Origin of the sequence: Rhizobium sp. N621, assembly GCF_001664325.1 — a bacterium.
Taxonomy (GTDB): Bacteria; Pseudomonadota; Alphaproteobacteria; order Rhizobiales; family Rhizobiaceae; genus Rhizobium; species Rhizobium esperanzae.
The window spans coordinates 1449962-1467589 of sequence record NZ_CP013495.1 but is presented as its reverse complement, the minus strand read 5'-3'; the positions used below and the strand labels follow the sequence as shown (position 1 = coordinate 1467589).

Below are 17628 nucleotides of genomic sequence, written 5' to 3'. Positions count from 1 at the left end.
TCAAAATCGGAGGAAAGATGACGACCGACCTTATTTTCTCAAATGCTAAACTGCATTTAAAAAAGACATAGACGCTTCTGCTAAATGAAGGGACGCTTGCCCTCTCCAAGCCCCTCCCAGCCGGCGATCGCCATCAACTCCTCACCGTTTTGAACTTCGCAGCCGCGTTCCTGCCAGCGGATCAGACCACGTTCTCCAAGCTTTCTCAGGGTCTTGTTGGTGTGAACGATGGAAAGACCGAGAGTGTCGGCGATATGCTGTTGAGTGATGGGGATGAATTTGCGGCCGTTGAAGAGATCGAGCTTCCTGCCGCGCTCATACAGGAAAGCGATCAGATAGGCCGCTCTTTCCAATGCAGTGCGGCGACCGATGCTCAGGAGATGCTCATCCAGTATTCGTTCTTCGCGCGCGGCAATCCAGGTAATGTCGAAGGCGAGCGAAGGATGTTTGTTGTAGAGCGTCATCAAACGATCACGCTCGAAGACACAAAGGGAAACGGGTGAAAGCGCTTCAATGGAATGCTGCATTTCGCCGGCGATCGTTCCCTGCAGACCGATCAGGTCACCAGGCATGATGTAATTCAGAATCTGCCGGCGACCGTCCTCCAGCATCTTATAGCGGAAGCCCCAACCGGACAGCACGGTGAAAAGATGAGCGCTGTGGGCGCCTTCGACGAGGATGGTGGAGCCGGCATCGACGGCAAGTTCGCCGCGCTTGAAACGCGAAACGAATTCCAGCTCGTCGCGGCTAAACTCCCTGAAGTGCGGCAGAGGCCGCAATGGACATAGCTCGCAAGGAGTTTTGAAAGAATGGATGCGTTTCGACGTTGCCATGCCTGCCCTGCAGTCGCGCAAACGACGACGCGTCCGGCGCGCGCCGTCAACCGAGGAATGCGCAAGGCTCGGATTCGTTCCGCAACGACACGGATTTTTTCCTAAGAAACAAGGGACTGGAGGTCGCCCGGTAAAATCGTTGCCATCCTTATTTGGGGAATTCGAGGCCCATTTCGCGGAACCGCTCGGGATCATCTCCCCAGTTTTCGCGAACCTTGACGAACAGGAAGAGATGGACCGGCTGCTCCAATATTTCCGACAATTCCTTACGGGAGGCGGTCGAGATTGCCTTGATGGTTTCGCCACCTTTGCCGAGGGCGATCTTCTTCTGGCTGTCACGCTCGACATAGATCACCTGCTCGATGCGCACCGAGCCGTCCTTGCGCTCCTCCCACTTTTCCGTTTCGACATGCGAGGAGTAGGGAAGCTCCTGGTGCAGGCGCAGGAACAGCTTTTCGCGGGTAATCTCGGCGGCGAGCTGACGCATGGGAAGATCGGAGATCTGGTCTTCCGGATAGTACCACGGCCCCTCCGGCAGGGTGCTTGCCAGATAGTCCATGACGTCGTCGCATCCTGAACCGGTTTCGGCCGAGATCATGAAAGTGCGCTCGAAAGCGACCTTCTCGTTGGCGCTTGCGGCCAGCGCCAGCAGATCCTCGCGGTTGACGCGGTCGATCTTGTTGAGCACCAGGATCTTCGGCTGCTGAACTTCCTTCAGGCCCTCGAGGATGGCTTCGGCGTCACCGCGCAAACCGCGCTCGCTGTCGATCAGCAGCATGATCAGATCGGCATCCTTGGCGCCGCCCCAGGCAGAGGTCACCATGGCCCGGTCGAGCCGACGGCGCGGCTTGAAGATGCCGGGCGTATCCATGAAGACGATCTGGGCATTGTCGTGAATGGCAATGCCGCGGACAATCGCGCGCGTCGTCTGCACCTTGTGACTGACGATCGAGACCTTGGCGCCGACGAGGCGGTTCACCAGTGTCGACTTGCCGGCATTGGTCGGCCCGATCAGCGCGACAAAGCCCGAATGCGTCGGGCCATGGCTTTCTGCAGCAGCGTCGGCCGCGATATCTTCTTCTTGTGTCATTGTCCCGTCAGTTTCCGGCAGACGATTGCTGCCAAATGCCTTCACGCTCGAGCATCTTGGTCGCCGCAACCTGTTCGGCGGCACGCTTCGACCGCTCTACGCCGGTTTCCGGCCTTATGCCAGCAACTTCCACCGTCACCTTGAAACGCGGATCATGATCCGGTCCGCTGCGTTCATCAACCCGGTAGATCGGCGTGACGCCGAATTTCGCGTGTGACCATTCCTGCAGCTCGGTCTTGGCGTCGCGCTTGGCGCCGTCGGCCCTGACCGCCCTGCCCTGCCAATAGCGCAGGATGAACCGCCGGGCGACTTCGAGACCACCATCGAGATAGATCGCGGCGATCAGGCTCTCGACGACATCGGCGCGCACGTTCATCATGCGCTTGCCGGTCAATTTCTTCACATCGGCGCCGGTGCGGATATAAAGGTGGAGATTGAGTTCGTCGGCCACCGCGGCGCAGGTTTCGGCGCTGACGAGCTGGTTGAGACGAACCGAGAGCTCGCCTTCACCCGCCGTGCCGAAGGTGCGGAACAGAAGCTCGGCGATGCAGAGCCCGAGGACCCTGTCGCCGAGAAACTCCAGCCGTTCGTAGTTGCCGCCCTTTTCCGTACGCGCGCTGGCATGGGTCAGCGCCCGGTCCAGGCGTGCCTTTTCGGCGAAGTCATGGCCGATCAGGCTTTCGAGCTTTGCGCGGTCGGCCGCAGAAAGCGTCTGCGCCTTGCTCATTCAACGACCTTGAAAAGGCGGTCCCAGCGCATGTTGGTCGGCCACTTCCAGATTTCGCGGAAAGACGTGTCGTTGCCGAGCGAGAAGAAGATGACACTGGCGCGACCGACAAGATTTTCAGCCGGCACGAAGCCGACGTCGAAGCGGCTGTCGAGCGAGTTGTCGCGGTTGTCGCCCATCATGAAATAATGGCCTTCCGGCACGATGAATTCGCGGGTGTTATCGCCGCGCGACACCGGCGACTGGTCGAGCGTGTCGTAGGTCTTGCCGTTATCAAGCGTTTCGCGGAATACCGGCACGTCCTCGCCCGGATCGAGCTTGTAGTCCGAGGTGAAGCTGCCATCCGCCACCTTCGGAACAGGCTTGCCGTTGACGTAGAGGACGCCGTCGGTGACCTGGATATGATCGCCGGGCAGGCCGATGCAGCGCTTGATATAATCGACATCGGGATTCGGCGGGAAGCGGAAGACGACGATATCGCCGCGCTTCGGATCCGAGCCGAAGATGCGGCCGCTGAAGAGATCAGGCGAGAAGGGCAGCGAATACTTCGAATAGCCGTAAGCGAACTTATTGACGAAGATATAATCGCCGACGAGCAGCGTCGGCATCATTGAACCGGACGGAATGGTAAAGGGCTGGAATAGCACGGTTCGGATCACCATCGCCAGAATCAGCGCCTGAATGATGACCTTGATATTTTCCCAGAGGGCGTTCGGCTTGGTATCGACTTTTTCGGACACGCAGTCTCATTCCTTCAAGACGCCGTAAAGGCGCAATTCTTTCTGCCGTTCTCTCTAGCGGCTTCGGCCGGTTGCGGCAATGGCGACAACATGAAAAGCGACGAGAGGTCGCGATCAACGCTCCCGAGGTCACGATCAGAGGCTCTCGGGCAACGCCTCGATGATGACGAAGGCCTGCGCCAACGGATAATCATCGGTTATTGTCAAATGAATGGCGGCCCGATGGCCCGCGGGCAGCATCGACTTGAGGAGTACGGCGGCGGCACCGGTCAACTGCATGGTCGGCTTGCCGCTCGGCAGGTTGACGACGCCCATATCCTTCCAGAAGACGCCCTGGGCTATGCCGGTGCCGAGCGCCTTGGAACAGGCCTCCTTGGCAGCGAAACGCTTGGCATAAGATGCGGCGCGGTTTGCCCGGTGGTCGGAACGGGCACGCTCGATCTCGGTGAAGCAGCGATGGGTGAAGCGCTCACCGAAGCGCTCGATCGATTTCTCGACACGACGAATGTCGATCAGATCGCTGCCAATGCCGATGATCATGCCGGAACCTTCCGTCGCCTAAGAATTCTGCACCGGTTCATACGCTCGGCATGTCGCCGGCCGAACCCGCCAGGCGCAGGCGCGCCCGCTCCATCAGCCGCGTGCGGCGGCGCGCCTGAAAACCCTTGACGGTGTAGAACGTCAGCGCATAGAGCGCAACGGCGGTCACGGTTCCCGGCGGAATGGCACCGATCAGCATCGGCTCCAGCACCGGCCTCCACAATTCGGTGAAGTTCAGCTTGTGAAAGAGCGCGGCGAGATCCACCGTCTGACCGGCCAGATGATCCTCACGGCTCAACAGCAGATGGCCGATCTCCCAGGTGATGCCCCAGATGAAAGGATAGGTCAGCGGATTGCCGAAGGCGGCGCAGCCGAGAGCCGCGGCCACCATATTGCCGGAGAGGAAATAGGTGATGACGAAAGCCATGACGAAATGCACGCCGATGAACGGCGTCCACGAGACAAAGACGCCCGCGGCGACGCCGGCCGCAACCGCATGCGGAGAAGCGCTCAGGCGCAGGATGCGCATTGTCAGGTAACGGATCGGGCGAAGGAAACCTTTTCGGGGCCATAGAAGCTCCCGCATCTTTTCCTTGAAACCCGCAGGCTTGCGACGGCGAAACAACATGGTCGCTATTTAGTGCAGTGCACCGGACCGTGACAAGAGCGGCAAATGGTACCGCCCGAAACAGCCCCCTTATCTTTCTTGCAAAGGAGCATCTTCATGCCGAGGGGCGCTCGTTATACGTAACGTCCCTCACTCGACCAATTATAAAGGCGGTATCAGCGATTGCGGAACAGACCGCGATCGACCTGACGCTGACGAAACTCGAGATCGATACGATCCAGCGAGCCGTTCAGATAGGCCATTTCACGTTCCTGCGTTGTCGGAGCGCGAAAGGCGCGAGCGATTTTCCTGATAGGATCAAACATTACCTTGTCTCATCTTCTGTTTACGTTTTCGATGACCAGAAGATAGTCCTGCCAAAGGCTGATTACCACCGCTGCGACATGGACACAGCTATGCGCTCAACGCATTCCTTGCCTTATTGCTGCGCCGTCACGATTATAAACCGATCATAAAATGTGCATCTTTGTCGATTCAGGTCCATGGCAGGCTTAACAAAAGCCTACTCATAGAGCCGCCGGACCGTGGCGATGCAATCCAGGTCCTTCATCTGGGCGAGCAACTGGTTGAGCTGGCGCAGATCCCACACCTCGACTTCCAGCATCATCTCGGTGAAATCGGCTGCCACGCGCACCGTATTCAGCATACGAATATTGACGTCGAGCCCGGCGACGGTCTGGGCCACCTTGGCAAGCGTGCCGGGCTCATTCAATGCATTCACCATGATACGCGCCATGAAACGCGACTTGTTGGCCTCGTCGAGATCCCAGCGGACGTCGATCCAGCGATCGGGTTGATCATCGAAACGCTGCAGGCTCGGTGACTGGATCGGATAGATGGTGATGCCCTTGCTCTGATCCATGATGCCGACGATGCGGTCGCCAGGCACGGCGCCGGTCGAAGCGAACTTGACGTCGACATTGCCGGACAGGCCGCGGATCGGGCCGACATCGACATCGGCATCAAGTTCCGAATGGCCGCCTTCGGCCCCTGCCTTGGCCTTGCCGGGAATCTTGAAGATCATGCCTGCGGCGCTGCGGACATTGAACCAGCCGTCATCGCCGGAGGGCTTGACGGTAACGCGCTCGTCCTGATGGTCGGGATAGACGGCGCGCAGCACGTCGAGCGAGGACATCTCGCCGCGGCCGACGGCGGCGATCGCATCCTCGACATCCTTCTGGCCCAGACGGTGCAGTGCCGGCTTCATCGCCTCACGCGAGAAAATCTTGCCGGCTCGGTTGAAGGTGCGCTCGAGAATGCGGTGGCCGAGGCCGGCATATTGCTTGCGGATCGCCATGCGGGTGGCGCGGCGGATGGCTGCCCGCGCCTTGCCGGTGACAACGATCTCCTCCCAGGCGGCCGGCGGAACCTGCACGCCGGAGCGGATGATCTCGACCTCGTCGCCATTCGCCAGCCGCGTCACCAGCGGCATGATGCGGCCGTTGATCTTGGCGCCCACCGTGGTATCGCCGATATTGGTATGCACCGCATAGGCGAAATCGATCGGGGTGGCGCCACGCGGCAGGGCAATCAGCTTGCCCTTCGGCGTGAAGCAGAAGACCTGATCCTGGAAGAGTTCGAGCTTGGTGTGCTCGAGGAATTCTTCCGGGCTGTCACCTTCGGCGAGCGCCTCGATCGTATGGCGCAGCCAGGAATAGGCATTGGATTCGCGCGAAAGAATGTCGCCATCGGCATTGGTGGCGCCGTCCTTGTAGAGCGTGTGGGCGGCAATGCCGAATTCGGCGATTTCGTGCATGCGCTTGGTGCGAATCTGCAACTCGATGCGCTGGCTGGAGGGACCGACGATGGTGGTGTGGAGCGAACGGTAATCGTTCTGCTTCGGCGTCGAGATATAATCCTTGAATCGCCCGGGCACGACGCGCCAGCGCGTATGGACGATGCCGAGCGCCCGGTAACAGGACGGGATGTCCTCGACGATCAGACGGAAGCCGTAGACATCGGAAAGTTGCTCGAAGGAGAGCGACTTCGACTGCATCTTGCGAAAGACCGAATAGGGCTTCTTCTGCCGGCCCTTGACATAGGCGCTGGTCAGGCCGCTGGCGACCAGGAGGTCGCGCAATTCGGCCTCGATCTTCTTGACGATGCCTTCGTTGCGCTTGGAGAGCTCTTCCAGCCTTTTCGTGACGGTCTCGTAGGCCTCCGGATTCATGTGCCGGAAGGAAAGCTCCTCGAGTTCCTCGCGCATGTCCTGCATGCCCATGCGGCCGGCGAGCGGCGCATAGATTTCCATCGTCTCCTCGGAGATGCGGGCGCGCTTATCGGCCGACATGTGATCGAGGGTTCGCATATTGTGCAGGCGGTCGGCGAGCTTGACGAGCAGCACCCGTACGTCATCTGATATGGCGAGCAGCAGCTTGCGCAGGTTCTCCGCCTGCTTGGCTTTCTTGGTGACGAGATCGAGCTTCTTGATCTTCGTCAGTCCCTCGACCAGGCGGCCGATGTCCTCGCCGAAGAGTTCGTCGATCTCGGCGCGCGTCGCCGTCGTATCCTCGATCGTATCGTGCAGAAGGGCGACCGCGATCGTCGATTCATCGAGATGCATATCGGTCAGGATGGCGGCGACCTCGAGCGGATGGGAAATATACGGGTCGCCGCTCGCGCGTTTCTGCTGGCCATGTTTCTGCATGGCGTAAACATAGGCCTTGTTCAGCAGTGCTTCATTGGCATCGGGCTTGTATTGCTGAACCCGCTCCACGAGCTCGTACTGCCGCATCATTCCAAAGCCACTCCGACAAAAATAAAAGCGCGCCAATCAACGATTGGCGCACACATGGGCAATAATATGCCTAAGCAATAAAGGCGCAAGATTGACGATTGGTAATCGTCGCTCTTTTCCGAATCAGATCCGGTCGAGACGCTTAATAATCGTCGCTCTTTTCCGGCGGCACGAGGCCCTCGATACCGGCAAGCAGCTCTTCTTCCGACATCTGGTCGAAAGTGATCGTCTCCGGCAGGTCGTCCTGCTCCTCGCTGTCAGCGGCAGCAGCGCCGCCGGCGGCGATCATGCTGGCCGGATCGGGCTCGGGCTCGTCGACTTCGACATGCTTCTGCAGCGAATGGATCAGATCTTCCTTGAGATCATCGGGCGAAAGCGTCTCGTCGGCGATTTCGCGCAGCGCCACGACAGGATTCTTGTCGTTGTCGCGATCGATGGTGATCGAGGCACCCTGGGAAATCAGCCGGGCGCGGTGGCTGGCGAGCAGAACCAGCTCGAAGCGGTTCTCCACCTTGTCAATGCAATCTTCAACTGTGACACGGGCCATTGCCTGTCCTTTACGGTCGTCATTTCGGGATTAGCACGCCCGATACAATTAAAACCGGGCAAATACAAGTTTTTCGTTCCGGCTCCCCTCGTCTTTATCCGCGGCCGAGCTAAATTTCCATGGAGAATGTGACAATTCCACCAAAGGTTGCTTGGAATATGCGGAATCGTGCCCTAAATCTCTCTTATATGAACAGATGGTAAAGTAAGCATCAGATCAAAAATCACAATAAGCCATTGTATTTATTGAAATTTGATGCCCCGCGAATTTCGATTTCTCTCATTGGAATTGGTAAGCGATGTTTGACCCACGCGAAAAAATTGCACTCTTCATTGACGGCGCCAACCTCTACGCTGCATCCAAGAGCCTCGGTTTCGATATAGATTACCGCAAGCTCTTGAAGGCATTCCAGAAACGCGGCTACCTCCTGCGCGCCTACTATTATACGGCGTTGATCGAGGACCAGGAATATTCATCGATCCGTCCTCTGATCGACTGGCTCGACTATAACGGCTATAAGGTCGTCACCAAGCCCGCCAAGGAATTCACCGACTCCATGGGCCGGCGGAAGATCAAGGGCAACATGGACATCGAGCTTGCGATCGACGCCATGGAGCAGTCGGAAACCGTCGACCATCTCGTCATCTTCTCCGGTGACGGCGACTTCACGAACCTCGTCGAGGCGCTGCAGCGCAGAGGCCGCAAGGTCTCGGTGATCTCGACGATGGCGACGCAGCCGCCGATGATCGCCGACGACCTGCGCCGGCAGGCCGATCATTTCATCGACCTCTTGTCGCTGAAGGCTGAAATCGGTCGCGATCCCGCGGAGCGGGCGCCGCGCCCGGTCGAAGTCGCCCCGGCCAGCGATTTCGGGGAGTAATCGAAAGCGCCGCGAGCCTATCGGCTGCGGCGCGATGGGTTAGCCGTTATCCTTCAACAAGCGGCTCTTCTGCCGGTTCCAATCGCGCTCCTTCTCGGATTCGCGCTTATCGTGCAATTTCTTGCCCTTGGCGAGCGCAAGCTCCATCTTCGCCCGACCCCGATCATTGAAATAGATCTTCAGCGGGACCAGCGTCATGCCTTCGCGGTTGACAGCTGAACGCAGGCGATGGATCTCACGGCCCGACAGCAAGAGCTTGCGGCGCCGGCGCGGTTCGTGATTGAAGCGGTTCGCCTGCAGATATTCCGGCAGGTAGGAGTTGATCAGCCAGATCTCGCCGTCCTCATCCGACGCATAGGATTCGGCGATATTGGCCTTGCCTTCGCGCAACGACTTGACCTCCGTGCCCTTCAGCACGAGACCTGCCTCATAAGTATCGATGATCTCGTAGTTGAAGCGGGCCTTGCGGTTTTCGGCCACGACCTTGTTCACCACACGCTGGCTGCCTTTGGGGGCCATGACGATATTCCCTTCGGGGCGCGAAAAGCCGCGCCCTCATTGCCTGTCCTTATGTAAGGGAACGACCCGGCCTTGTGAAGGTGGCCGGTCTCCTCAGTTCAGCAATCCTGCATGACGCATGGCGGCGTCGATTGCTGCTTCGGTTGCCGGCTCCAGGGTCGAAAGCAGCGGCGAGCGGACATTGCGGCTCATCCGGCCGAGCTTGGAGAGGCCGTATTTGGCGCCGCAGAGACCGGGCTCACGGAAGATCGCCTTGTGCAGCGGCATCAGTCGGTCCTGATATTCGAGCGCGCGGGCGTATTCACCGGCCAGCGTCGCGGCCTGAAAATCGGCGCAGAGGCGCGGGGCGACATTGGCCGTCACCGAAATGCAGCCGACGCCGCCATGGGCGTTGAAACCGAGGGCTGTCGCGTCCTCGCCGGACAATTGTCTGAAGTCCTTGCCGCAGGTGATGCGCTGCTCGGAGACACGCTCGATCTTGCCCGTCGCGTCCTTGACGCCGACGATGTTGCTGTGCGCCTTGGCGAGAGCACCCATCGTTTCCGGCGTCATGTCGATCACCGAACGGCCGGGAATATTGTAGATATAGATCGGCAGGGCGACGGCCTCGGCGATCGCGGAAAAATGCGCGATCAGACCCTTCTGCGTCGGCTTGTTGTAATAGGGCGTGACGACGAGCACGGCGTCGGCGCCGACCTTTTCGGCATGCTGGGCGAGTTCGACCGCCTCACGCGTATTGTTCGAACCGGCGCCGGCCATGACCGGAACGCGTTTTGCCGCCACTTCGATGCAGAGTTCCACGACCCGCTTGTGCTCGGCATGCGACAGCGTCGGCGATTCGCCGGTCGTGCCGACCGGAACGAGACCGCTGCTGCCTTCCTTGATCTGCCAGTCGACATGGGCGGCGAAGCTCGCTTCGTCGATCAGTCCGGCATCGGTGAAGGGGGTGACGAGGGCGGGAATGGACCCATTGAACATGCAAAGCTCCTCACGACCAAATCCTTGCTTCGGCCGCATTCCATGAATATTTTGCGCACCATAGAGCGCCGAAATCATCGCGACAAGCGCGGAGAGTTCGGTTTAGGGCAAATTCCGATAGCAGATGTGAATGAATTTTACCTGGTACGGTAAGGTTTCGTTAAGATGCCTCTAGCCAAATGGGCGGGGCGTGTTTTCGTTGCGAGATCCCGGATGAAGAAAGCTGTGCTGATTCTGACCGCCTTCGGCTTTGTTGCCGCCGCGTGGGGCAGCCTCGCGTCGCCGCTTCCCGGCGAAAGCGTTCCGACGCCTGGCATCAAGCCGATCGGCTTCGTTCCCGAGACCTCGATACCGGAAGCGCTGACCACCGGCGCCATCCCGCGCAATCCGGCCGTCGCGCCGATCGCCAATGATCTGAAAAGCGGCCTCGACGCGCTTTCCGCCAAGAATCCGCAACTGGCCATCTCGATCCGCGACAGCCTGCGCGACGATACGCTCGACCGCCATATCCTCACCTGGGCGATCGCCGTCTCCGGCTTGAAGGGCGTTCCCTCCTATGAAATCGCCAGTGCCGCGCAGGAGCTCAAGGGGTGGCCCGGCCTTTCCAGGCTGCGCGCCTATTCCGAACGTGCGCTCTACGACGAAAACCCCGCCCCGTCAGCCGTGCTCGCCGCTTTCGGCGATACCGCGCCGGAGACGGTGCAGGGCGCCGTCATCCTCGGGCGGGCGCTGACTGCGTCAGGCAAGCAGGCGCAGGCAGCAAAATATATCCGCAAGGTCTGGCGCACCGAGGCGCTCGACAAGGCGAGCGAAGACAAGATCCTCCTCGAGTTTTCCGCCCTGCTGACGCCAGCCGACCACAAGGCGCGGATGGACTATCTGATGTATCGTGGCCGGGTGGCGCAGGCCAAGCGCTTCGGCGATATGGGCGAGGCGCAGTCCCTCTACAAGGCCTGGGCCGCCGTCGACGCCAAAGCTGCCAATGCCGACGCGCTGCTCAATAGCGTCGAGCCGAAATGGCGTGGCGATGCCGGCCTGCTGTTCGCGCGGATCGAATATCTGCGCAAGCAGGACAAGTATGCCGAAGCGGCGGCGCTTCTGGAAAAGATGCCGCGCGAGCCGGGCGAACTGGTCAATTCCGGAGAATGGTGGAACGAGCAGCGGATCGTCAGCCGCGGCCTCGTCGATCAGGGACAATTCAGACCGGCCTACCGCGTCGTCGCAAGTTCCGCGGCAACCAGCCCGACTGATATCGTCGAGGCCGAGTTCCATGCCGGATGGTATGCGCTGCGCGGTCTGCAGGATCCGACAACGGCAGAAAAGCATTTCCGCAAGATTTTGGCGACTTCGAACGGCCCCATCTCGGTGTCGCGCGCCTGGTATTGGCTCGGGCGGGCAGCCGAGGCCGGCGGCCCCGGCAACTCCAGCGAATTTTACGGCAAGGCCGCAAATTTTCCCGGCACCTTCTATGGGCAGCTCGCGGCCGAAAGGCTTGGACGCAAGACGCTCAACGTCAGCTATCCCACCCCGAGCGCAGCCGACCGCCAGAGTTTCCAGGCGCGCGAGGCCGTGCAGGCAATCGCCCGGCTCGAGGCAGCCGGCCATGGATGGCGGGCCGATATCCTCTATCTCGCGCTCGCCGATCAGCTGCAAAGTCCCGGTGAACTGGCGATCCTTGCGGCGCAAGCCGAGCAATCAGGCAATCATCATCTGTCACTGCAGGTCGGCAAGATCGCCTATGGCCGCGGCATCGACGTCGCCGCGCTCGCCTTTCCCGTCGGCGTAATCCCGGCGAATGCCAATATCTCCGGCTCCGGCAAGGCGCTCGCCTACGCGATTGCCCGGCAGGAAAGCGCCTTTAACCCGGCCGCCGTTTCGGCGGCGAATGCTCGCGGCCTGCTGCAGCTTCTGCCCGGCACGGCCCAGGCGGTGGCCAAGCGCCACAACATCACCTTTTCGAAGGACAAGCTGACGGCCGATGCCGGTTATAATGCGACGCTCGGCGCGCATTATCTCGGCGAGCAGATCGAAGCCTTCGGCGGCTCCTACATCCTCACCTTCATCGCCTATAATGCCGGGCCGAAGCGGGTGCCGGAATGGATCGGACGCTACGGCGACCCGCGTGGCAGGCCGGTCGACGAGATCGTCGACTGGATCGAGCGCATCCCCTTCCCCGAAACGCGCAACTACGTGCAGCGGGTGATGGAGAATTACGAAGTCTACAAAGCCCGCCTCGGCCAGCCGGCGGATATCGAGCGCGACCTGATCGGCGGACGCAGCGCCTCCTGAAGCCGTTTGGCGCGGCTTGAAAAGCAGGCTGGTCTTTGTTTTTGCGCATGTCTTTATCGCAAAACCGCTGCACACTTTTGCGAGACATGCTCTACACCTTCTGGATCAGACAGGTCTCGAGGATGCGATGCCGGATATGGATGCAGGCGGTTTCCAGGAACGATTTTACTCTTCCCCCGATGGGCTGAGGCTTTATGCACGCGACTACCGGCCGGAGGAGGCGGCAGCCCCCGAACGGCTGCCGGTGATCTGCCTGCCCGGCCTGAGCCGCAATGCCCGGGACTTTCATCCGCTTGCGCTGCTTCTCAGCCGCGACAGAACAGGCCCGCGCAGGGTGATCACGCTCGATTCGCGCGGGCGCGGAAATTCTGCATGGGATGAGAACAAGGCCAATTACAATCTTGCCGTCGAGACCGGCGACATCATTGCCGCCTGCACGGCATTCGGCATCGAGCGAGCGATTTTCATCGGCACCTCGCGTGGCGGCCTGATCCTGCATTTGATCGCGGCGACACGGCCGGATCTTCTCGAAGCCGTGGTCCTGAACGATATCGGACCGGCGATCGAGGCGAGAGGGCTGGCGCTCATTCGCGACTACCTCAACAGCGGCAAGGCGCCGGCCGACTGGAAAGAGGCGGCCGATCTATTGCGGGAAAATCACGGCGCCTCGTTTACCGCGCTTACAGGCGAGGACTGGCGCGAAATGGCGCTTGCGCTATATCGCGACGTCGGCGGAAGGCCGGTCGCCGACTTCGATCCGGCGATCGCCGAGGCGCTGAGATCGATCGATTTCAGCCAGCCGCTGCCCGATCTCTGGGCACAATTCGAAAGCCTGAGCCGCTTTCCGCTGATGCTGATCCGCGGCGAAAATTCACCGCTTCTTTCCCAAGAAACCGCGGGCGAAATGGCCCGACTGCATCCCGGATTGATCCTTCATACCGCCGGAGGGCAAGGACATGCGCCCCTCCTCCATCTCGGCAATATCCCTGCAGCAATACGCGCTTTTCTCGCCACTTTCCCGGTAGGCTGATTAATCGGAATCGAATGCGGCTCCCGCTGCTACCCAAACGCCTTGGGGGCGGCTGCCTGGAATCCTGGCGCGCCGTCCCCTCCCCCGGCCTGTGTCGGAGGCCCCTCGCCTCCGCCTCGTCTGCGGCTTTCTCAGTTCGGTTCCCGGATGGCATCATCCAGGCCGCGCAGCAGCGGGTAGAGGAAATAGGAGATTACCGTCCTGTTGCCCACCTTGATCTCTGTCGAGACGGTCATGCCCGGCAGCAGTCTGACCGGCACGTCCGAGGCGTTCAGCCTCGTATCGGCAAGCAGGATGCGAGCCTTGAAGAAGGGCGCGGCCGGCTGGCTCGGAGTGGCGGTCTGTTCCTGCTGCTGGCCGGTCATAAACGTGTCCTGGCTGATGGTGCGAACCTCGCCCGACGCGGTGCCGTATTTCTGGAAGGGATAGGCGTCCAGCTTGATGCGGGCCTCCTTACCCACGGCGATGCGGCCGATGTCGCGGGTGTTGATCGAGACTTCCGCTTCGAGCGGCACGTTGATCGGCACCAGCGTGACGATGGGTTCGGCTTCGCGCACGACGGAGCCGATGGAGCGCTGGGCGAGATCGAGCACGACGGCGTCGGCAGGTGCTGTCAGCGACACCATGTTGCGGCGCAGCTCCATCTTCTTCAGCTCTTCATCCGCCATGTCGCGCTGGCCACGCAGCTCTACCAGCTGTTCCATCGCGGCACGGCGGAAATCCTCGATGAAGGCCTGCCGATCGGCTTTCAGCTTGGCAAAGGCATGCGCGGCCTCGTCGGCCTTGCCGCGCACGGCAGTCAGATCGGACTCGACGTCGAGGCGGGCGTCGCGCGAGCCGAGCATGGTGATCAGCGAGCCGCTCTGCGTGTTAAAGAGCCGCTCGCGCGCGCCTTCGATTTGCGAGAGCGTGTCGCGTCGGTCGATGAGCACGGCCTCCTGGTTCCTGGCCGCGGCAAGCGCTGCCGACTGGCCGGCGATCTGCTGCTCGAAATTCTGCAGCTGCGCCGTGTAGAATGCCCGCCGCTGGCCGAAGAGCTGCACCTGCAGCATCTCGTCGGGCGTCGTTCCCGCCATCATCGTGTAGTCGTTGCCGGCAAGTTCCGCCTCGATGCGCTTCACCTGGGCGTCGAGTGCCGAGAACTTCGCCTGCTGCTGGTCGACATCGGCCTGGCTGAAAGTGGCGTCGAGCGTTGCGAGCGTCTGTCCGGCATGCACCACCTCGCCGGCCTTCACATCGATCGTGCGGATGATCGAGGTTTCGAGCGGCTGGACGACGATGGTCGGCTGGGTGGTGACGAGCTTGCCGGGCGCAATCACCACCTCGTCGATATCAGAAACGGAGGCCCAGATGATGGTCGCAGCAATCAGCGCCGTCACGCAATAGAGCGTCATGCGCGCAACGCGCGGCGGAGCACGTTCCTCGAGCTCGACGGCGTCGGACTGGAATTCCGCAATTGCCGGCGGCAGCGGCAGGCGGGCGACGAGCTGCCCACCTCTGCCTGGCGGCCCCTTGTCTGAGGGACCATGGTCTGGGGCTACGGGCAGGTTCTCGCCGGATTTTCTGACACGCGCGTTCATGCGACCTGCCTCATTTGCTGTGCCCACAGGTGGCGATAGGTCATGCAGCGCGACACCAGCTGGTCGTGCCGGCCGATATCGGCGACCTTGCCCCGATCGATAACGAGAATGGCATCGGCATCGACGAGCGTCGAAAGCCGGTGCGAGACGATGACGACGGTGCGCCCGGCAGCGATACGGCTCAGATTCTCGCGGATGATCGCCTCGCTGTCGGGGTCGAGCGCGCTCGTCGCCTCGTCGAAGATCAGGAGCTTCGGATCGGTGATCAGCGCCCGCGCAATGGCAAGCCGCTGCCTCTGGCCGCCGGAGAGGTTGGCGGCGTTTTCTTCCAGCATCGTGTCGAAGCCGCGCGGCAGGCGCTCGATGAATTCTTCCGCGCCGGCGATGCGGGCGACCTCCATGATTTCCTCGATGCTGGCATCGGGTTTGGCGGCGGCGATATTGTCGCGCACCGTTCCGCGGAAGAGGAAATTATCCTGCAGCACGACGCCGATGCTGGTTCTCAGGTGCACGAGGTCGATCTCGCGGCTGTCATAGCCGTCCATGCGCACCAGCCCTTCCTGGCTCTGATAGAGCCCCTGGATGAGCCGCGTGATTGTCGTCTTGCCCGAGCCGCTCTTGCCGACCACGCCGAAAACGCAGCCCGCCGGAATGGCGAAGGACACATTGTCGAGTGCCGGCGGCCCATCCGGACCGTAGCGGAAGGTGACCCTGTCGAACTCGATACGTCCGTGCAGATGCGGCCGCACCCCTCGCCCGCGGCCTGCCTGTTCCGGCCGCTGGTTCATGATCTCGCCGAGCATGCGCACCGACAGAGCCACTTCCTGATATTCGTGCACCATGGTGACGATCTGCACCAGCGGTCCCGAGACGCGGCCGGCCAGCATGTTGAAGGCGACCAGCGCGCCGATCGTCATGGAACCGCTGAAGACATCGAGCGCGCCGAGCCCGATGATCGCCACGCTCATCAGCTTCTCCAGAAGCCCGGTCATCGACTGGGCGATAGTCGAGATCTTCTCGACCCGGAAACGCACCGAAATCGACTGGGCCGAATAATTGTCCCACACCTTGCGTTGGCGCGGCTCCAGCGCCAGTGACTTGACGGTGCGCATGCCATGCACGGTTTCCACCAGCAGGGCCTGCCGGTCGCCTTCGGCCTGATAAAGAGCCTGCAGGCGACGCTGGAACGGCCCGACGAGCAGCATCACCACGAGCCCGACGAGCGCCGCAAAACCCAATACCACGAGCGTCAGCTTGACGCTGTAGAGAAGCAGGATCGGCAAGAAGACGAAGAGTGAAACACCGTCGAGAAGCGTCAGAAACAGCCGGCCGGTCAGGAATTCGCGGATGCGCCCCGTCTGCTGCATATGCTTGACGAGAACACCGGCTGAGGCCTGTTCGAAGAGCGCGATCGGCAGGTTGAGCAGGTGGCCGAAGGTGCGTGTCGCCACCCGGATGTCGATCCTATTGGTGGCGTAGAGCAGCAGATAGCGGCGCAGGAAGCTGAAGGTCGCGTCGAAGACGAGCGCCACCGCGATGCCGACCGTCAGAACCGTCAATGTCGCGTAGCTCTGATGCACGAGCACCTTGTCGATGACGAGCTGAAAAAACATCGGCGTCGTCAGCCCCAGGCCATAAAGCACGAAGGCTGCGAGCGCCACGTCACGGAAGAAGCTGCGCTGGCGGATGATTTCGGGGACGAACCAGCGGAAGCCGAAGGGCCGGTCCTCATCCGACATGCGATAGTTGCGCTTCATCAGCACCACCGATCCGAGCCAGGCCTTGGCGAATTGCTCCTCACTCAGCAGCATGACTTCGGGGCGCGTGGCGAGCGGGTCGAGAACACGGATCCGCTCATCCTCGCCCTCCCCGAGAGCGCCGGCGATGACCACCCAGTTGCCGTTCGAAAGTTCGGCAAGCACCGGGAAAGCCTCGCCGAGCTGGAACAGGCTTCGCCAGTCGAGGGTCAGATGCCTGGCCCTGAGGCCGGCATCCTTGGCCATTCTGAGCATTTGCCGCACGGCCACCGGATCGTTGCCGACGGAATAATCGTGCTGCAATCGCTCAGGAGAAAGGTCGACGCCGTGGTGACGCGCGACGAGCGCAAGACAATGCAGGTTGGTATGCAGAAAACCACTCATGGCCCACCCGAAACACTACGAGACCGAGGCTATCCCCGTTGTCAGTTGAAATTCGGCGAGGCGTTCGAAGCGCCGCCCTGCACCGATTGGATATCGGTGGCGGCTGCAGCCGACATGTCACCGATGCGACGGACCGCGCCCGCCTCGACCAAGCCGCCAAGCGCCTTCTGCATGAGGTCGACCGCATTGGCGAAGGCGTCGACAGGCATGATGATGCGCTGGCGGAAAACCGGCTTCGGATTGTTGTTGGCGTCACGATCGGTGGCCGAGAGCGACATCAGGTCGATGCGCACGATCGTTCCCGTAACGGTGATTTCGCCGATACCGTCGGCATAAAGTTCGCTGCTCATTGTTCTCTCCTCTGGTTGA

The 17628-nt window shown here is 61.0% G+C and carries 17 protein-coding genes; 3 read left to right on the top strand and 14 right to left on the bottom strand.

Annotated elements, in window-relative coordinates:
• Positions 1 to 80 precede the first annotated feature (80 nt).
• The 9 genes from AMK00_RS07110 to rpoZ all read right to left on the bottom strand — a co-directional run bounded on the left by AMK00_RS07110 (position 81) and on the right by rpoZ (position 7842).
• A complete protein-coding gene (locus tag AMK00_RS07110; protein ID WP_064810006.1) occupies positions 81 to 833 on the bottom strand; it encodes a Crp/Fnr family transcriptional regulator in 753 nt (250 codons plus the stop codon).
• Positions 834 to 981: 148 nt separating this feature from the next.
• On the bottom strand, positions 982 to 1923 hold the full coding sequence (gene era / locus AMK00_RS07105; RefSeq protein ID WP_064810005.1) for a GTPase Era: 942 nt from the start codon (positions 1921 to 1923) through the stop codon (positions 982 to 984).
• A gap of 7 nt (positions 1924 to 1930) precedes the next feature.
• Positions 1931 to 2650, bottom strand: coding sequence for a ribonuclease III (gene rnc, locus AMK00_RS07100; protein ID WP_064801525.1), 720 nt, complete (start codon positions 2648 to 2650; stop codon positions 1931 to 1933).
• Entirely contained in the window at positions 2647 to 3390 is a 744-nt protein-coding gene (gene lepB / locus AMK00_RS07095) for a signal peptidase I (RefSeq protein ID WP_064801523.1), read from the bottom strand. Before lepB ends, rnc begins: the two co-directional genes overlap by 4 nt.
• Positions 3391 to 3525: 135 nt before the next feature.
• Positions 3526 to 3930, bottom strand: a complete 405-nt coding sequence (acpS, locus tag AMK00_RS07090) for a holo-ACP synthase (RefSeq protein WP_064810004.1) — start codon at positions 3928 to 3930, stop codon at positions 3526 to 3528.
• Between the two features lie 37 nt (positions 3931 to 3967).
• Positions 3968 to 4558, bottom strand: coding sequence for a DUF2062 domain-containing protein (locus AMK00_RS07085; RefSeq protein ID WP_064810003.1), 591 nt, complete (start codon positions 4556 to 4558; stop codon positions 3968 to 3970).
• Positions 4559 to 4713: 155 nt separating this feature from the next.
• Positions 4714 to 4863, bottom strand: coding sequence for a DUF3563 family protein (locus AMK00_RS07080; RefSeq protein WP_064706756.1), 150 nt, complete (start codon positions 4861 to 4863; stop codon positions 4714 to 4716).
• A gap of 197 nt (positions 4864 to 5060) precedes the next feature.
• Complete coding sequence (locus tag AMK00_RS07075; protein WP_064801517.1) at positions 5061 to 7295, bottom strand: RelA/SpoT family protein; 2235 nt, start codon at positions 7293 to 7295, stop codon at positions 5061 to 5063.
• Positions 7296 to 7437: 142 nt separating this feature from the next.
• Positions 7438 to 7842: a DNA-directed RNA polymerase subunit omega gene (gene rpoZ, locus AMK00_RS07070; RefSeq protein ID WP_011424719.1), complete on the bottom strand. Its 405-nt coding sequence runs from the start codon at positions 7840 to 7842 to the stop codon at positions 7438 to 7440.
• A gap of 298 nt (positions 7843 to 8140) precedes the next feature.
• Here rpoZ and AMK00_RS07065 point away from each other — a divergent pair, with 298 nt between their 5' ends.
• Entirely contained in the window at positions 8141 to 8722 is a 582-nt protein-coding gene (locus AMK00_RS07065; protein WP_064801515.1) for a LabA-like NYN domain-containing protein, read from the top strand.
• A 39-nt stretch (positions 8723 to 8761) separates the two neighbouring features.
• Here the strand turns inward: AMK00_RS07065 and smpB are convergent, their stop codons facing one another.
• Both smpB and dapA read right to left on the bottom strand, forming a co-directional pair.
• On the bottom strand, positions 8762 to 9241 hold the full coding sequence (gene smpB, locus AMK00_RS07060) for an SsrA-binding protein SmpB (RefSeq protein WP_004675044.1): 480 nt from the start codon (positions 9239 to 9241) through the stop codon (positions 8762 to 8764).
• Between the two features lie 93 nt (positions 9242 to 9334).
• The gene (dapA, locus tag AMK00_RS07055; protein WP_064810002.1) at positions 9335 to 10219 is read right to left on the bottom strand and encodes a 4-hydroxy-tetrahydrodipicolinate synthase; all 885 of its coding nucleotides are present in this window, start codon (positions 10217 to 10219) and stop codon (positions 9335 to 9337) included.
• 213 nt (positions 10220 to 10432) lie between these two features.
• On the opposite strand from dapA, the gene AMK00_RS07050 reads away from it, so the two are divergent.
• Together AMK00_RS07050 and AMK00_RS07045 are read left to right on the top strand one after the other, a co-directional pair.
• A complete protein-coding gene (locus AMK00_RS07050; protein WP_064810001.1) occupies positions 10433 to 12508 on the top strand; it encodes a lytic transglycosylase domain-containing protein in 2076 nt (691 codons plus the stop codon).
• 127 nt (positions 12509 to 12635) lie between these two features.
• Positions 12636 to 13538 (top strand): alpha/beta fold hydrolase, encoded by a 903-nt coding sequence (locus AMK00_RS07045; protein WP_064811664.1) that lies wholly within the window; start codon positions 12636 to 12638, stop codon positions 13536 to 13538.
• Between the two features lie 131 nt (positions 13539 to 13669).
• Here AMK00_RS07045 and AMK00_RS07040 read toward each other — a convergent pair whose 3' ends face one another.
• From AMK00_RS07040 to AMK00_RS07030, 3 genes are read right to left on the bottom strand one after another with little or no spacing between them, the layout of a single operon-like run.
• Positions 13670 to 15118 carry an HlyD family type I secretion periplasmic adaptor subunit gene (locus AMK00_RS07040; RefSeq protein ID WP_064810000.1) on the bottom strand — a complete coding sequence of 483 codons (1449 nt, stop codon included), beginning with the start codon at positions 15116 to 15118 and terminating at the stop codon, positions 13670 to 13672.
• Positions 15115 to 17259, bottom strand: a complete 2145-nt coding sequence (locus tag AMK00_RS07035) for a peptidase domain-containing ABC transporter (RefSeq protein WP_064809999.1) — start codon at positions 17257 to 17259, stop codon at positions 15115 to 15117. The genes AMK00_RS07040 and AMK00_RS07035 overlap by 4 nt, the downstream gene beginning before the upstream one ends.
• Before the next feature lie 41 nt (positions 17260 to 17300).
• Positions 17301 to 17609, bottom strand: a complete 309-nt coding sequence (locus tag AMK00_RS07030) for a hypothetical protein (RefSeq protein WP_064801506.1) — start codon at positions 17607 to 17609, stop codon at positions 17301 to 17303.
• Between the last annotated feature and the right edge of the window lie 19 nt (positions 17610 to 17628).

Bases quoted from the DNA above. Each gene is read 5' to 3' on its own strand.
- smpB (WP_004675044.1), bottom strand. From the start codon at position 9,241: ATGGCCCCCAAAGGCAGCCAGCGTGTGGTGAACAAGGTCGTGGCCGAA.
- AMK00_RS07035 (WP_064809999.1), bottom strand. From the start codon at position 17,259: ATGAGTGGTTTTCTGCATACCAACCTGCATTGTCTTGCGCTCGTCGCG.
- rnc (WP_064801525.1), bottom strand. From the start codon at position 2,650: ATGAGCAAGGCGCAGACGCTTTCTGCGGCCGACCGCGCAAAGCTCGAA.
- AMK00_RS07065 (WP_064801515.1), top strand. From the start codon at position 8,141: ATGTTTGACCCACGCGAAAAAATTGCACTCTTCATTGACGGCGCCAAC.
- rpoZ (WP_011424719.1), bottom strand. From the start codon at position 7,842: ATGGCCCGTGTCACAGTTGAAGATTGCATTGACAAGGTGGAGAACCGC.
- AMK00_RS07085 (WP_064810003.1), bottom strand. From the start codon at position 4,558: ATGTTGTTTCGCCGTCGCAAGCCTGCGGGTTTCAAGGAAAAGATGCGG.
- dapA (WP_064810002.1), bottom strand. From the start codon at position 10,219: ATGTTCAATGGGTCCATTCCCGCCCTCGTCACCCCCTTCACCGATGCC.
- AMK00_RS07110 (WP_064810006.1), bottom strand. From the start codon at position 833: ATGGCAACGTCGAAACGCATCCATTCTTTCAAAACTCCTTGCGAGCTA.
- AMK00_RS07030 (WP_064801506.1), bottom strand. From the start codon at position 17,609: ATGAGCAGCGAACTTTATGCCGACGGTATCGGCGAAATCACCGTTACG.
- AMK00_RS07075 (WP_064801517.1), bottom strand. From the start codon at position 7,295: ATGATGCGGCAGTACGAGCTCGTGGAGCGGGTTCAGCAATACAAGCCC.
- AMK00_RS07080 (WP_064706756.1), bottom strand. From the start codon at position 4,863: ATGTTTGATCCTATCAGGAAAATCGCTCGCGCCTTTCGCGCTCCGACA.
- AMK00_RS07040 (WP_064810000.1), bottom strand. From the start codon at position 15,118: ATGAACGCGCGTGTCAGAAAATCCGGCGAGAACCTGCCCGTAGCCCCA.
- era (WP_064810005.1), bottom strand. From the start codon at position 1,923: ATGACACAAGAAGAAGATATCGCGGCCGACGCTGCTGCAGAAAGCCAT.
- AMK00_RS07045 (WP_064811664.1), top strand. From the start codon at position 12,636: ATGCCGGATATGGATGCAGGCGGTTTCCAGGAACGATTTTACTCTTCC.
- AMK00_RS07050 (WP_064810001.1), top strand. From the start codon at position 10,433: ATGAAGAAAGCTGTGCTGATTCTGACCGCCTTCGGCTTTGTTGCCGCC.
- acpS (WP_064810004.1), bottom strand. From the start codon at position 3,930: ATGATCATCGGCATTGGCAGCGATCTGATCGACATTCGTCGTGTCGAG.